Here is a 14,493-nt window from a genome sequence, read left to right on the forward strand (position 1 = left end):
CGGGGCATGAGGCTAGTAATTTGAATAATCTAAGTAACTTACCGCTGCTTGACCAACGATTAAAACGTTTGAAAATAGAGTTTGAATGACCAAAACAAGAAGGAATATCTCGCCACGGACAACCTGTCCTAATTCTATAGAGAATAGCTTCAATAAAATTGCGTAAATTTGAGTTGTGGTGAATGGATAAATTACGCAGAATAACTTTCAACTTTTGCCAGTGTTGATCTGTCAGCATGGTACGAGGCATAGCGAATAGTAAAATTGGGTTTGGCGATTTGATTTTACTACTTCGCTATTTTTTTAAGCTAAAAGTGTCAACACACCCTAATTAAAATGAGTTATTTAAGTCGATCCAATAATTCTGAGGTACTCATATAGCCACCGAGATAAAGTCCTTCAGAACTGTATACACCCGGGGTACCATTAACACCAATATTAAGACCCATTTGATATTGATCTTTCACAGGATTTTTACAAGTCGTTGGTGTGATAGATCCACCGGCAATGGCTTGATCGAAGGCTGCACGACGATCGGAATTACACCAGATGGCTTCCATGGCAGGCATATGCTGCTCGCCACGTGGCCAGGCAATATAGCGTACTTCGATGCCTTTGCTGTTCATTTCATCCATCTGTTCATGGAATTTGTGACAATACGGACAGCTGACATCGGTAAAGACATAGATCACATGCTTGGTTTTGCCTTTGGCTGGATAAATCAGCAGGTCTTCCGCTTTAAGGTTTGCAAAGATTTTCTTGTTGACGTCAGATTGCAAAGTTTCACTGACATTGTGCAGCTCTTTATCTCCAAGGCGAATGACATCGCCCTGAATCAGATATTTGCCATCATTTGTCACATAGACGGGTGCCATACCTTCCAGGCTGACCCATGACATGTTGGGTACTTCAGTGGTTTTAATACCCGTGATTTTTGCGTTAATTCCCGCTTTTTTGAAATGACCTTCGAGCGTTGAAATCAGGCGTTGCTGTGCATTACGTTCGCTAAGGTTAGAGGCTTCACCCGTCGCCGGTGCACTTGCTGTAAGCGTATCTTGCTTTTTATCTGAATTATTGGAATTGGAACATGCGCTCAGTCCCTGACCGGTAGCAAGCAGACAAGCGATAAAAATTTTGGTGCGGGCAAATGTCATAATAACCCTTTTTTTTCTTGGACTAAAAACAGAGCATTAGCATAGCAAAAAAAGATAGAGCTACGTCAAACTTCTCAGTTTATTCTATTCAAATCAGCTTTTAAGCCCGTGGATGATGGGTTGCATGCAGTTGCTGCATTCTAACTTGTGCCACATGGGTATAGATCTGTGTGGTGGATAAATCACTATGACCTAGCAACATTTGTACTACCCGTAAGTCAGCGCCATGATTAAGTAAATGCGTGGCGAAGGCATGGCGCAAAGTATGTGGAGACAGTTCAGCCTGAATTCCGGCTTGTAGTGCGTAGCGTTTAATGGCATACCAGAAATTCTGCCGGCTCATGATCCCACCATGCTGGGTGAGAAACAGATAATCAGTCGCTGTCTTATAAAGTTGCGGACGTGCTTCCTGTAAATATTTTTCTACCCATTCACAGGCCATCTGTCCCATCGGCACTAGACGTTCTTTATTGCCTTTACCGACAATACGCAAATAGCCCTGTTTTAAATTAATCAGATCCAGACGCAGATTAATCAGTTCCGTCACCCGTAAACCGCACGCATAAAGCACTTCAAACATGGCACGATCACGTAAACCAAGGGCAGTATTAATATCAGGTGCATGAATCAGCGCTTCGACATCAGCTTCAGACAGGTCTTTGGGCAGGGCACGGCCCAGTTTTGGTGTTTTATGGGCAGCGACCGGATTGTCACTCCGCAGTTTTTGTTCCCGCAGGAATTTATAAAAAGAACGTAAGGCGGACAAACATCGTGCAATTGAACGTGGACTTTTTTGCTGTTTGGTTAGTTCAATCAGCACATCGGAAATATCATCATGGTTCCATTCTGGTAAAGGTTTAACCAGACATTCAGCACACTGGATCAGATCAGACAAATAGGCATTTCGGGTATGAGGGCTCACTGTCTGGGCAATCAGATAATCACGAAAACCCTGTAAGTAACTGAAAGCTTCAGGAATCTGAACTGGACTAGGAATGCGAGGTTTTTTATTCAGCATGATGTTTAATGAAGATAATTTTTAAAAGCGAGAAGCCTGATTGCTATTCTCCACTCTAGTTTAATTTTACTGACATGTCGATGTGCTATACAGCCAAGAAGAAATGTAATTAATACTTATTTGTTAATTATTCTCATTTGTTTGTATACTGTACAAAAGTCTTAGGAATTTTCACGGTGCGTTTGTCTGATTTGAAAGCAAAACAAACTGCCATCATTCGAAAAGTTAATCGAACTACTGATGGTAAAGGCGCTTCCCACGATGTTGTGGCCAGTCGCTTGGAAACTTTAGGTTTTGTACCAGGGACTCAGGTACAAGTCATTACCAAAGGTATTTTTGGTGGGGATCCGATTCTTATTCAGGTAGGGTTTACGCGTTTTGCTTTACGAAAATCGGAAGCGGCCAAGATTGAAATTGAACAGGGAGCCGCGGCATGAGTGATACCTTACGTATTGCCCTTGTCGGTAACCCAAACTGCGGTAAAACTTCTTTATTTAACCATTTAACCGGATCTCGTCAAAAAGTCGGCAACTATGCCGGGGTTACGGTTGAACGTAAAGTCGGGAATTTTACGCTTCCTTCAGGCAAACCGGTACGCGTACTGGATCTGCCAGGAACTTATAGTCTGGATGCGACCAGCCCGGACGAAGAAATTACCCGTAATGTGGTTCAGGGTAAAATTGCAGAAGAAGGCCAGCAGGATACTTTCCTGTGCGTTGTAGATGCAACCAACCTAAAACTGCATCTGGGACTGGTACTGGAAATGATTCAGCTGGGTCGTCCAATGCTGGTGGTGCTAAACATGATGGATGAAGCGCGCCGTCGCGGGATGCAGATTAATACCCAGAAACTGTCTGAACGTCTGGGTGTGCCAGTGGTTGAGACCGTTGCCGTGCGTACTTCAGGCATTGAAAACCTGAAAAATGCACTGGATAAAAACAAATTTTCTGCCCCGCAAACTGAACTCAGCGGTTTGAGTGGCGATCACCATCATCAGATTGCCAGCATTCTGAAAGATGTGGTGAATTATGCCGATCAGGAAGATAAACGTACTGATTTCCTGGACAAGATATTCCTGCATCCAGTATTGGGCCTGCTTAGCCTAGCCATCATGATGTTTGTGGTGTTTCAGGCGGTCTTTGCCTGGGCTGCGCCATTTATGGACGGAATTGAAACTTTCTTCGGCTGGCTGGGCGAGTATATGGGTGGACTGATCGCTCATCCTTTATTAAACAGCTTGGTAGTTGACGGGATTATTGCCGGTGCGGGTGGGGTCGTGGTCTTCCTGCCGCAGATTCTGATTCTGTTCTTCTTTATTCTGGTACTAGAAGAGTCCGGCTATTTACCACGTGCCGCCTTCCTGCTGGATAAATTGATGTTTAAAGCGGGTCTTTCGGGCCGAGCCTTTATTCCATTATTGTCCAGCTTTGCCTGTGCCGTACCGGGAATTATGGCTTCAAGAACGATTAGTGACCCACGTGACCGTCTGACCACGATTTTTGTGGCGCCACTGATGACCTGTTCGGCACGTCTGCCAGTATATGCTTTGCTGATTGCAGCCTTCATTCCTGAGCAAACCGTGTGGGGCTTCATGAATCTGCAAGGTTTGGTGTTATTTGGTCTGTATATGGCCGGTATTCTAAGTGCACTGATTGTTTCCTTTATCCTGAAATTTTTCCATAAGGACAAGTCACAGCATATGCTGTTGATGGAGCTGCCAAGTTACCGTTTCCCGGATGTGAAAAACGTCTGGATTGGCCTACTGGATCGCGGCAAAATTTTCTTGAAGCGTGTCGGCGGCATCATCTTTGCATTATCTATTCTGCTATGGTTCCTGTGTACGTTCCCGCAGCCACCAGAAGGTGCAACTTTACCGGATATCGATTATTCCTTTGCCGGGATGCTGGGCCATGTGATGCAACCTATTTTTGCACCATTGGGCTTTAACTGGCAGATCTGTATTGCACTGATTCCGGCGATGGCAGCGCGTGAAGTTGTCGTGGCAGCACTAGGTACGGTTTATGCCTTGTCTGCAGTCGATGAAGATGCCATGTCTGAGGGTCTGGCGGCACTGATTAGTGGCGGCGGTGATTTGGGCTGGTCGATCGCGACCGGCTTGTCTCTACTGGTATGGTTTATTTATGCACCACATTGTCTGGCGACCTTAGCCACTGTGAAGCGTGAAACCGGTTCATGGAAAACGGTCAGCTTTATGACCTTCTACCTGTTTGGTTTGGCATATTTCATGTCATTCCTGACTTATCAAATTGCATCACATTATTTGGGTTAAACTGGCTGAAGGGAAACCTTGGCTCGATCTGACTGATCATGTGAATGGGAGATTGAGATGATTGAAATTCTGATTGTAGCGGTACTGGTTGTCTGGAGTGCGCTCGTGGTATTTAAAAAGGTATTTCCGAATACCTCACGCTCAGTCTTCCAGAAGCTGTCTGATACCTGTGCAGCCAAAGGCTGGCATACGCTGGCGAAATGGTTAAAACCGGCTATGGCCAGTGGCTGTGGTGGTAACTGTGCCTGTCCGGCATCGGAACAAAGCTCAAGTACAAAACCTAAAGCTCAGGCAGTGAAATGGAAGTAAACTTTCATTCTGTTTAAGAATAAAAACTGAGCATGCAAATGAGTAGGGAGCTTAGAAATAAGCTCCCTAATTTTTTATTTTTTAAAAACTTATTAATTTATCTAGGTGAAAAGAATCCACTATTTTTCTATATGATGAATGGAAGCGTTATCTGATTTTCCTTTCAAGTTATGGATAGCATAGTCTTAACTTTTATTCCCATGATGGCTCCAATAAAAATTTATTAATTATTAAACCGATTAAAGATGAAGATTTAACGATATTTTTTTACGCCCTGACACAAAAAATGCCAGAGAAAGTCAAAACAGAAAAAGCATTCAAAACAGCAAAGTGCTACCATTTCGTCAGTTTTAAAATAGACCAGAAAATGGGGCGAAAATGTTAATACAACGTGGTGGATTAAAAGTCGTTGCAGGACTCGGGATTTCAGGTGTTGCAGCGGTCAACTTCTTACATGACCAGGGCTACCGCGTTGCAGTAACGGACTCAAGAGCTACCCCACCAGGACATGACCAGATTCCTGCGGAAGTACAGACTAGTTTTGGCAAGTTTGACCAGAATCTGTTGCTCTCTGCCGAAGAAATTATCATCAGCCCGGGACTCGATCCAAAACTGCCTGAAATCCAGGCAGCACTAGATCAAGGTATTCCTGTGGTAAGTGAAATCCAGATTTTACGTCGTGCGACTGATAAGCCGATTGTGGCGATTACCGGTTCCAATGCCAAAAGTACCGTAACTACTTTAATCGGTCTGATGGCAGCGAATGCGGGTAAAAAAGTGGCGGTTGGGGGGAATCTTGGTCGTCCAGCACTGGATCTGACCAAAGATGATCCTGAACTGTATATTTTGGAGTTGTCGAGCTTCCAGTTAGAAACCACATCAAACTTGCAGGCTGAAGTGGCTGTTGTTCTGAATATGAGTGAAGACCATCTGGATCGTCATGGCGACATGATGGGTTATCACACCGCCAAACACCGTATTTTCCAAGGCGTGAAAAAAGTGGTGTTTAACCGTGATGATTCACTGACCCGTCCACTGGTTCCAGATGCAACACCGATGCAGAGCTTTGGTTTGAATGCACCGGACATCAACCAGTACGGTATTCTCAAAGATAAGGATGGCACGATCTGGCTGGCACGTGGTCGTGAACGTCTGCTCAAAAGTTCTGACATGTACATTCAAGGTACCCATAATGTGGCGAATGCCTTGGCTTGTCTGGCTCTAGGTGAAGCAATTGGCCTGCCAATGGACGTTATGCTGGATACGTTAAAAACCTTCAAAGGTTTGGAACATCGCTGCGAATTTGTTAAAGAAGTCAATGGGGTACGTTATTATAATGACTCCAAAGGAACCAATATTGGTGCAACACTGGCAGCACTTGATGGCTTGGGCATGGCAATCGAAGCTCAAGGTGGTAAAGTTGCCATTATTCTTGGCGGTCAGGGTAAAGGTCAGGACTTTACTGCTTTACGTGACTCATTATCTAAGTATGCAAAAATAGCTGTATTAATTGGTGTGGACCGTCCAATTATTGAAAAAGCCATTGCGGGTACAACTGAGCTGGTGCATGCAGAAAGCCTGCAGGAAGCAGTAGAAATTTGTCAGAAGCGCACTCAGGCACATGATGTCGTGTTATTGTCTCCTGCATGTGCAAGTTTTGACATGTTCTCCGGTTATCCGGAACGTGGTCGCAAGTTTGTGGCCTATGTGAATGAACTCAATTAAGAATAACAAGGATTCGTGATATGGCTGAGTTTGCTCAGACTGCGATCAATAAAATTAATCAATTTTATCAGCAGTGGGTACCTAAGTTACCCGCTGAAGTTAATCCGCGTAATGTGCTGATTTTTTGTGTGCTGGCTTTGCTGTGCATCGGTTCGATCATGGTGGCATCGGCTTCGATGCCTTATGCGGAACGGATGCATGAGAATGCTTTCCATTATGTGACCCGACATGCGATCTCGATTCTGGTTGCGGCGGGTGCAGCCTTTTTAGCCTATAAAGTTCCATTAAAAGTCTGGTTCAATAACACTTTCTTTTTATGGATTATTACCATTGTTTTGCTGGTCGCCGTACTCTTTGTCGGGACTGAAGTAAACGGCTCCAAGCGCTGGATTCGGGTAGCCGGTTTTACCTTGCAGGCTTCCGAAGTCGCTAAGGTCATGATGGCGATTTTTACCGCTGACTATGTAGTCCGTCGTGCTGAAGAGGTTCGTAATAATATCAAAGGCTTGGTACGATTAAGTGCCATCATGGGTGCAACCGTTGGCCTGATTATTCTTGAGCCTGACTTAGGGGCAACAGTGGTAATCACCCTGACCATGCTCGGTGTATTCTTCCTGGCTGGTGCACCCTGGATTCAGTTCGGTGTCGCTTTTATTACTTTATTGGGTGCATTTGCTGCTGCGATTGCTCTGGAACCTTATCGTTTACAACGTTTATTGTCTTTCTCGAATCCTTGGGAAGATCCGCTCGGTACCGGTTATCAGCTTTCTAATGCCTTGATGGCGTTTGGTCGTGGTGAATGGACCGGAGTAGGGCTAGGCCATAGTATCCAGAAAATGTCATATCTGCCGGAAGCGCATACTGACTTTATGTTGGCGATCTTAGGGGAAGAATTTGGTTTCTTGGGTATTTCTACCATTCTGATTCTGTCCTTTACCGTGATGGTCTGCTGTATCCGGATTGGACATCGTGCCTTGCAGCATCAATACTTGCGCGCAGGTTATCTGGCTTATGGGATCAGTATCATTTTCCTGTTACAGATTCTGGTAAACGCCGGGATGAATATGGGTCTATTGCCAACCAAAGGTTTGACCCTGCCATTTATTAGTTATGGTGGTTCATCACTCATTGTCTGTGCAGTGATGATCAGTTTGATTCTGAAAATTGACTCAACTACTCAACAAGTTAATCCAAGTCGGGAAGAATCAAGCTTCTAGATTAGACGGACGCTGTGGATCGGGCTGAGCATGGTTAAGCACTGTGCTCGGCATGACAGTTCCACAGTTCAGGCAACGCACAAAAGTACTTTTTGCCTTAGAAAGTGGAACTAGCGGAATAAAAAATAAAGAAAAATAATTACGCTGCTGTTTGAGTTCATACCCAGAACGGGTTCGGCAGACTGGACAAAGAAACTGACTTTTCTCAATGACCTTGGTTTTCGGTCCTACACCAAAAATAAAAAACATTTTTATGACCCTCACTCGCCTGTGTTATTGCTTTTAGCTTAAGTGAAAACCCGTTTTTATAAATAGTGACCTTGTAGCTCAGTTGTATGCGGGATTCGGGAGATATCCCATTGTGCGACGGCTTGTTCGAGCATACGAGCAGGGCGATCCAGTTCTACGGGCGCCTGACAGAGGGCTTGAAGTGCCTGTTGCAAGAGCAGGGGAACTTGATCAAGATCCAGTGCTTGCGCCAGATTTTGCTTGGACAGTTTCTGGCCCTGATCATTCATTGCCAGTGGTAAATGCATATAGCTTAAACGCGGATAACCCAACAATTGACCCAGATAAATCTGACGTTCCGTGTTGTCCAAAAGGTCTGCACCACGGACTACATGGGTCATGCCTTGCAGATAGTCATCGACCACAACTGCCAACTGATAATTCATGATGCCATCACGGCGTTTTAAGACAAAATCGCCCAAGTCCTTTTTCAGTTGTGAGCAGTGTCGGCCTTGCAGACGGTCTTCAAAACAGATTTCAACATCTTCAACCTTGACCCGAATTGCCTGATGTTCAAAAGGCAAACCTAAGTCACGACAGGTGTCCTGATAAATATGATTGGAACCCAGCATTTTACGGGTACATTGACAGGCATAGACCAGACCCTGCTGGCGCAGTTGCTGGATCACATTTTCGTAAATATCCAGACGATCTTTCTGATAAATGATTTCACCATCTGGCTCGAATTCAAAAGCATCCAAGGCACGCAAAATATGTTCTTCGCTGCCGGGATAAATTCGCGGGATGTCGGTATCTTCAATGCGGACTAGCCAGCGCCCCTGATGGGCTTTGGCATCGCAGTAACTAGCGACTGCGGTAATGAGGGAACCAAAATGCAAAGGGCCGGTTGGCGATGGCGCGAACCGGCCCACGTAATTCTCTTCAGCTTTCCCTTCCTTTGATAAAGGGAGGGTCAGGGAGGGATTACTTAAAGACATGCTTAACCGTTATTTTGCTTCTCTTTGATCTCTGCCAAAGTTTTGCAGTCGATACATAAAGTTGCAGTTGGACGTGCTTCTAGACGGCGCAGACCAATTTCGATACCACAAGTTTCACAGAAACCGTAGTCATCGTTTTTAATCGCTTCGATAGATTGCTCGATTTTGCGGATCAGTTTACGTTCACGGTCACGAGTACGAAGTTCGATGGCAAATTCTTCTTCCTGAGTCGCACGGTCGTTTACATCAGGGAGTGCAGTGTTTTCGTCTTGCATCGTATTTAAAGTACGATCAACTTCTGACATCAGTTCAGCTTTCCATGCCATCAAGATTTGGCGGAAGTGTTCAAGCTGCCCTTCAGACATGTATTCTTCATTTTTTTTAGGTTGATAAGGTTCAATACCAAATAAGCTAGCAGTAGAACCACCCTCAGTCGTTTTCGGCTTAGATTTGCGCACACGTTTTGTAGGTTTTTCCTCTACAACATCAGTTTGTTCGTCTAAGACTTGATTTTGGTTGTCATTCGCCATTTAGGGCATTCCTCATCATATGCGTATGTTAATACGCAAAAAATATGGTGATATGCAATTTTTATCCACCCTGTAGAAAGATTATCCTCCTACGGGGGTCGTCATCATATAGACTTTTTATGCTTTTTGATAGTCTTTGATGTCTGGATTATAGATATCACATTTCCTTTGGTTGCAATAAAGTAATTCAAAAAAAATAAAATGCAAAGTTAATAACCTGAAATTTCGGTATTAATATTTTGCTGGCTTAAGGTCACACGTTCGATATGTGTATCGAACTCCCCATTTTGTTTCAAATGTAATACACGATAGCCAGGTGCCGCCTGGTCTAGCGCGAATTCATCACTCTTGGGTTTGAACTGTACGCTGGTCGATGGCGTCGATAAAAACTGGATACCGTGCCATTCATTGCAGGAATCCTGATGCACATGACCAAACAGAACCAGCTTCACATTCTGGTGCCGGGCCAGTACATCTTTTAGATCTTCGGCATTCTTTAGCCGGTGCTGGTCAATCCAGTGCGACTTCATCGCAAAAGGATGATGATGGCAAGCCACAACCACATGCTGATTACGATATTCAAGCAATAATTGGTCTAGCTGTTCCAGTTGAGCCTGCTCTACCCAACCATCTATCCGATCCTGGACTGCACTATTTAGTAAAATCAGGGTCCAGTTGCCAAAATGAATCGCATGAGCCTGATCTCGATCCTGATAAAAAGGAAAGACCTTGATGTCATCATGATTGCCCGGAATCTGGTAATAGGGCACTTGACAGGACTGGATATATTTTAAATAACGCGTATAGGTTTCTGCGATCGGCACCTGTGCCAGATCACCCGTATGTACGAGTGCATCCATTCCTGGAAAATTATACTGAATATGCTGCATGACTTCATGGAAGCTCTGCTCGGGATTCATATTCGCGAATTCCAGATTGGGCTGATCCATCAAGTGGGTATCAGAAATCTGGATAATGGTCCATTCTTGCGGCGATGCAGGACTGAATTGTTCCGATGTCATGTCTGCCCCCTTAAACCTGATGGGACAGCCTGTTGATGCTGTTGTAGCCATTGTAAGGCCATAATCACAGGTGCATTTCTCAAGCGACCATTATTCAGCAGGGTCGGAATATCGGCATAATCCAGAATGTGCAGCTGGATATTTTCCCCTTCATCCGGCATACCAAAAACACCGCCTTCTTCAGGCAGTTCAGTCTGGGCGACATAAAGATGAAACAGTTCCGAGCAGGCACCGGCAGAAGGGTAGAAACTGAAAAGATGCTGTAAGGAATCAACAGTGCAGCCTGACTCTTCGAAAGCTTCGCGGCGAATACAGGTCTCAGGCGTTTCATCGCCATCCAGTACACCGGCAATGACTTCTAGTTGCCATGGCGTATCCTGATCATCCAGCCCGCCAATACGGAACTGTTCAATCAAGCCGAATTTTTGCTGTTGATCGTTATACAGCAGTACCCCAGCGGCTTCAGGACGATGGATGAGCTCACGCTGCAATGCAGGTGTATAAGATTCCTGATGGAAGACACGATGACGTAACGTGACTTTTTCCACCTGAATAAATCCCCGATATAAAAACTCACGGGCCTCTATCCTAAAATCTTTTTTATTATAAGAGGCTTGTTTAATAATATTCATAACTCAGAAAAGGATGAAATAACTTATTTTTTTCATCCTATCTGAGATTTTTATGAAAACAACTGTTTTTTTTACGGTTTTACACCTTGTGGTACAATTTTTGACCAGAGCTGTGGAAATCGTTTTTCATCTGGTTGAGGCCGGCTTCAATCTCTGCCTGCGTTACAGCCGGGGTTTCATCAGCAGATAACTGGCTGGCATAATCCCGCACATTCTGGGTGATTTTCATTGAACAGAACTTTGGTCCGCACATTGAGCAGAAGTGAGCCGATTTATGTGCCGCTTTGGGCATGGTTTCATCATGCATGCTGCGTGCTGTGTCCGGATCTAGACTCAAGTTAAACTGATCTTCCCAACGGAATTCAAAGCGGGCTTTGGACAGGGCATTGTCACGCGCTTGTGCTCCCGGATGGCCTTTGGCCAGATCAGCAGCATGTGCAGCAATCTTGTAGGTAATGATGCCATCTTTGACATCTTTCTTGTTCGGCAAGCCTAAATGTTCTTTCGGTGTCACGTAGCAAAGCATTGCCGTACCGTACCAGCCAATCATCGCGGCACCAATCGCCGAAGTAATGTGGTCATAACCCGGTGCGATATCTGTGGTTAATGGCCCAAGTGTATAGAAAGGTGCTTCCTTACAGACTTCCAGCTGCAGATCCATATTTTCCTTGATCATATGCATCGGTACATGCCCCGGACCTTCGATCATCACCTGAACATCATGTTCCCAGGCACGATGCGTTAGTTCACCCAAAGTGCGCAGTTCAGCAAATTGTGCTTCGTCATTGGCATCCTGAATACAGCCCGGACGTAAGCCATCCCCGAGGCTGAAAGACACATCATAGGCTTTCATGATTTCGCAGATTTCATCGAAATGGGTATAGAGGAAGTTTTCCTGATGATGGGCCAGACACCACTGTGCCATGATCGAACCACCACGTGACACAATACCAGTCAGACGATTCGCGGTCAGCGGTACATAACGCAATAACACACCGGCATGAATCGTGAAGTAATCCACGCCCTGTTCAGCCTGTTCAATTAAAGTATCTTTAAAAATTTCCCAAGTCAGGTCTTCGGCTACACCGTTAACTTTTTCTAGTGCCTGATAAATTGGTACGGTACCAATTGGCACTGGTGAGTTGCGAATAATCCATTCACGAGTTTCATGGATATTTTGACCAGTCGACAGATCCATAATGGTGTCGGCACCCCAGCGGGTGGCCCAGGTCATTTTTGACACTTCTTCTTCAATACTTGAACCTAGTGCGGAGTTCCCGATATTGGCATTGATTTTCACCAGGAAATTGCGCCCGATGATCATTGGTTCCAGTTCAGGGTGATTGATATTGGCAGGAATAATGGCACGGCCTGCAGCGACTTCCTGACGGACAAATTCAGGGGTGATTTCCTGTAAATTTTTGGCACCAAAATTCTGTCCCGGATGCTGGCGCATATCGGTACCTTCCAGCTGACGCAGGTTTTCCCGAATCGCAATATATTCCATTTCCGGCGTAATAATGCCCTGTTTGGCATAGTGCATCTGGGTCACATTCTGGCCAAGTTTAGCCCGGCGTGGTTTCTGGATATGGGCAAAGCGGATATTGGCAGTACGGATATCGCGCAGACGTTGGCGACCAAACTCAGAACTTAAATCATCTAGCATCTCTGTGTCATTACGCTGTTCAATCCAGCCTTCACGCAGATTTGGCAGGCCTTTATTCAGATCAATTTCAACGTTTGGATCGGTATAAACCCCTGAAGTGTCATAGACCATCAACGGTGCATTATATTCACCGCCCAGACCAGTCGGGGTTTCGCTGAGAGAAATTTCCCGCATCGGCACCTGAATATCAGGACGTGAGCCTTGTAGATAGACTTTACGGGAAGCAGGCAGAATGCGGGTCAGATCACGCGCTTCCTGTTCGTGTGGAGTAAGGGGTGTTTCAGAAGAAAGATTCGTTAACTGGCTCATTGCAATGATCCTTATGAATGACATCAACGAATCAAGCACGACCAAAAACGTGGACAGAATTATCTGAGTAGATAAAATAAGGGTAGTCGTTTTTAGATGGCTTGATTCCTACGCAGGTATTAACCTGATCAGGTTCAACGGTACTCACTATCAAATGGCCGATAAGGCTGATTTAAGTGATCTCAGCGAGTTATTACTCGCGCTCCGTCAAGCGAAGTTAAATCTTAGCTTAGTTGGTATTTAAAAAGTAGCTTTAAATTGGGAGGGGTTGCTGATTTTCGGCTATCTCATCGATTTTTAAGAAAAGATTGTTTTAAAGACAGATCGCATCCTTAAAGCAGTCTTTACCATAGTTCTGTGAGGGTGGGGTGACTTGAGCATAATATAAAATCTGTTCAGTGCTGGAACGGTCACGATATTCCGCAGCTAAGGCACGCTGACGCTGTTCAGGATTCATGTCCAGAAACTCTAAAAATAATTGCGCCTGTGTCGATAACTTGGATTTCTGACCACGCGCTAGACCAATAATAGTTTCCAGATGGCTGGTTTCTACTGAATAACGGTCACGATAATCCTCAGAGATTGGCGATTGCTCGCTGCCTCTGAACAGGAAATAAGTATATTGTTTCAGCAGATATTCGGCATCACGCTGATAACTGCTTTTTGGATAGGTTTGCAGATAATCTTCCCAGAATAGAGCGCGAGCGGCAATATTGGCAGCTTCAAGCTGTAAGCGTTTTTCGACCAAGACCGGTTCCATATTCTGCTCAGCCAGATTTTCAATAAATACCTTTTCGGCAGCTGGTAAATACGGCGCAAAGATACGTACCAGATATTCCGGACTACGACGATATTGTAGCGTGCCATTGCCCTGATCCAGCAGTTCTACATAGGCCTGACCTTTATGCTTCAATAAATACTGGTCGCGTGTGGTCAACTGTTCAAAGTGGCTTTGCTGAATAGTAGGATGCTGAGCCATATCTAAGGCATATTGCTCGAAAGCACGCTGCTGAAATTCGGTACGTTCCACATGCAGGAAGCGTTGATACATTTCGGTAGAACGCTGCATCAGGTGTTTCTGCTCGGCCAGTTCCATGAGCGGCAGACACACTTTAAGGTCCTGATTAATCTGTTCCAGCGCAAAAGTGGTGCGCTGTTCATTAATCTGGGACATGTTTTTTTCAATATTTTCACACATGAGGGTGAAATCGTTCGCGGGAGATTGAACGGTTTTAACCTCGGCCTGTTCCATTTCAACTTGCGGTTCTGAGGATTGCTGGCATCCGCCTACGAACAGCAAGCTGCTGAAAACAAAACAAACTTTGAACATCGAATGAATTCGCGTTAACACTATGCTTCAGGACTCTATATAGATGAAATCAGAAATAACTGCCT

15 protein-coding genes and 1 riboswitch are annotated in these 14,493 nt (G+C 44.9%); of the genes, 5 read left to right on the plus strand and 10 right to left on the minus strand.

All coding sequences use genetic code 11. From position 1 onward, the window contains the following. The 3 genes from FTU72_RS02180 to xerD form a co-directional block, all read right to left on the minus strand. Positions 1 to 250 (minus strand): transposase (locus FTU72_RS02180; protein WP_148100813.1); only part of this gene is annotated, 250 nt, incomplete at its 3' end. Positions 251 to 341: 91 nt separating this feature from the next. Next, positions 342 to 1,154 (minus strand): DsbC family protein, encoded by an 813-nt coding sequence (locus tag FTU72_RS02185; protein WP_180052430.1) that lies wholly within the window; start codon positions 1,152 to 1,154, stop codon positions 342 to 344. Between the two features lie 100 nt (positions 1,155 to 1,254). After that, complete coding sequence (xerD, locus tag FTU72_RS02190) at positions 1,255 to 2,172, minus strand: site-specific tyrosine recombinase XerD (RefSeq protein ID WP_159124366.1); 918 nt, start codon at positions 2,170 to 2,172, stop codon at positions 1,255 to 1,257. Positions 2,173 to 2,348: 176 nt separating this feature from the next. On the opposite strand from xerD, the gene FTU72_RS02195 reads away from it, so the two are divergent. The 5 genes from FTU72_RS02195 (at position 2,349) to ftsW (ending at position 7,713) form a co-directional block, all read left to right on the plus strand. Further along, positions 2,349 to 2,609 carry a FeoA family protein gene (locus tag FTU72_RS02195; protein WP_004787267.1) on the plus strand — a complete coding sequence of 87 codons (261 nt, stop codon included), beginning with the start codon at positions 2,349 to 2,351 and terminating at the stop codon, positions 2,607 to 2,609. Beyond that, on the plus strand, positions 2,606 to 4,462 hold the full coding sequence (locus tag FTU72_RS02200; RefSeq protein WP_004787264.1) for a ferrous iron transporter B: 1,857 nt from the start codon (positions 2,606 to 2,608) through the stop codon (positions 4,460 to 4,462). The genes FTU72_RS02195 and FTU72_RS02200 overlap by 4 nt, the downstream gene beginning before the upstream one ends. A 57-nt stretch (positions 4,463 to 4,519) precedes the next feature. Next, positions 4,520 to 4,771, plus strand: a complete 252-nt coding sequence (locus FTU72_RS02205) for a DUF6587 family protein (RefSeq protein ID WP_034703404.1) — start codon at positions 4,520 to 4,522, stop codon at positions 4,769 to 4,771. A 378-nt stretch (positions 4,772 to 5,149) separates the two neighbouring features. Continuing rightward, the gene (murD, locus tag FTU72_RS02210) at positions 5,150 to 6,496 is read left to right on the plus strand and encodes a UDP-N-acetylmuramoyl-L-alanine--D-glutamate ligase (RefSeq protein WP_180016627.1); all 1,347 of its coding nucleotides are present in this window, start codon (positions 5,150 to 5,152) and stop codon (positions 6,494 to 6,496) included. A gap of 20 nt (positions 6,497 to 6,516) precedes the next feature. After that, positions 6,517 to 7,713, plus strand: coding sequence for a putative lipid II flippase FtsW (gene ftsW, locus FTU72_RS02215; protein WP_004787257.1), 1,197 nt, complete (start codon positions 6,517 to 6,519; stop codon positions 7,711 to 7,713). Here ftsW and FTU72_RS02220 read toward each other — a convergent pair. The 7 genes from FTU72_RS02220 to FTU72_RS02250 form a co-directional block, all read right to left on the minus strand. Further along, entirely contained in the window at positions 7,702 to 7,962 is a 261-nt protein-coding gene (locus FTU72_RS02220; RefSeq protein WP_034705366.1) for a zinc ribbon domain-containing protein, read from the minus strand. The genes ftsW and FTU72_RS02220 overlap by 12 nt on opposite strands. A 56-nt stretch (positions 7,963 to 8,018) precedes the next feature. Beyond that, positions 8,019 to 8,939: a tRNA glutamyl-Q(34) synthetase GluQRS gene (gene gluQRS, locus FTU72_RS02225; RefSeq protein ID WP_180052429.1), complete on the minus strand. Its 921-nt coding sequence runs from the start codon at positions 8,937 to 8,939 to the stop codon at positions 8,019 to 8,021. Positions 8,940 to 8,941: 2 nt separating this feature from the next. Then, positions 8,942 to 9,469: an RNA polymerase-binding protein DksA gene (gene dksA / locus FTU72_RS02230; RefSeq protein WP_004787252.1), complete on the minus strand. Its 528-nt coding sequence runs from the start codon at positions 9,467 to 9,469 to the stop codon at positions 8,942 to 8,944. A gap of 209 nt (positions 9,470 to 9,678) precedes the next feature. Further along, positions 9,679 to 10,491 carry a metallophosphoesterase gene (locus FTU72_RS02235; protein ID WP_180052428.1) on the minus strand — a complete coding sequence of 271 codons (813 nt, stop codon included), beginning with the start codon at positions 10,489 to 10,491 and terminating at the stop codon, positions 9,679 to 9,681. Beyond that, positions 10,488 to 11,123, minus strand: coding sequence for an NUDIX domain-containing protein (locus FTU72_RS02240; protein ID WP_180016624.1), 636 nt, complete (start codon positions 11,121 to 11,123; stop codon positions 10,488 to 10,490). The genes FTU72_RS02235 and FTU72_RS02240 overlap by 4 nt, the downstream gene beginning before the upstream one ends. A gap of 79 nt (positions 11,124 to 11,202) precedes the next feature. After that, positions 11,203 to 13,098 (minus strand): phosphomethylpyrimidine synthase ThiC, encoded by a 1,896-nt coding sequence (thiC, locus tag FTU72_RS02245; RefSeq protein WP_179992201.1) that lies wholly within the window; start codon positions 13,096 to 13,098, stop codon positions 11,203 to 11,205. Between the two features lie 88 nt (positions 13,099 to 13,186). Continuing rightward, positions 13,187 to 13,315: riboswitch (TPP riboswitch) on the minus strand. A 96-nt stretch (positions 13,316 to 13,411) separates the two neighbouring features. Continuing rightward, on the minus strand, positions 13,412 to 14,428 hold the full coding sequence (locus tag FTU72_RS02250; protein WP_180048011.1) for a hypothetical protein: 1,017 nt from the start codon (positions 14,426 to 14,428) through the stop codon (positions 13,412 to 13,414). Positions 14,429 to 14,493: the final 65 nt, after the last annotated feature.

This window comes from Acinetobacter sp. YH12137 (genome assembly GCF_013418535.1).
In the GTDB taxonomy this organism is placed as follows: Bacteria; Pseudomonadota; Gammaproteobacteria; order Pseudomonadales; family Moraxellaceae; genus Acinetobacter.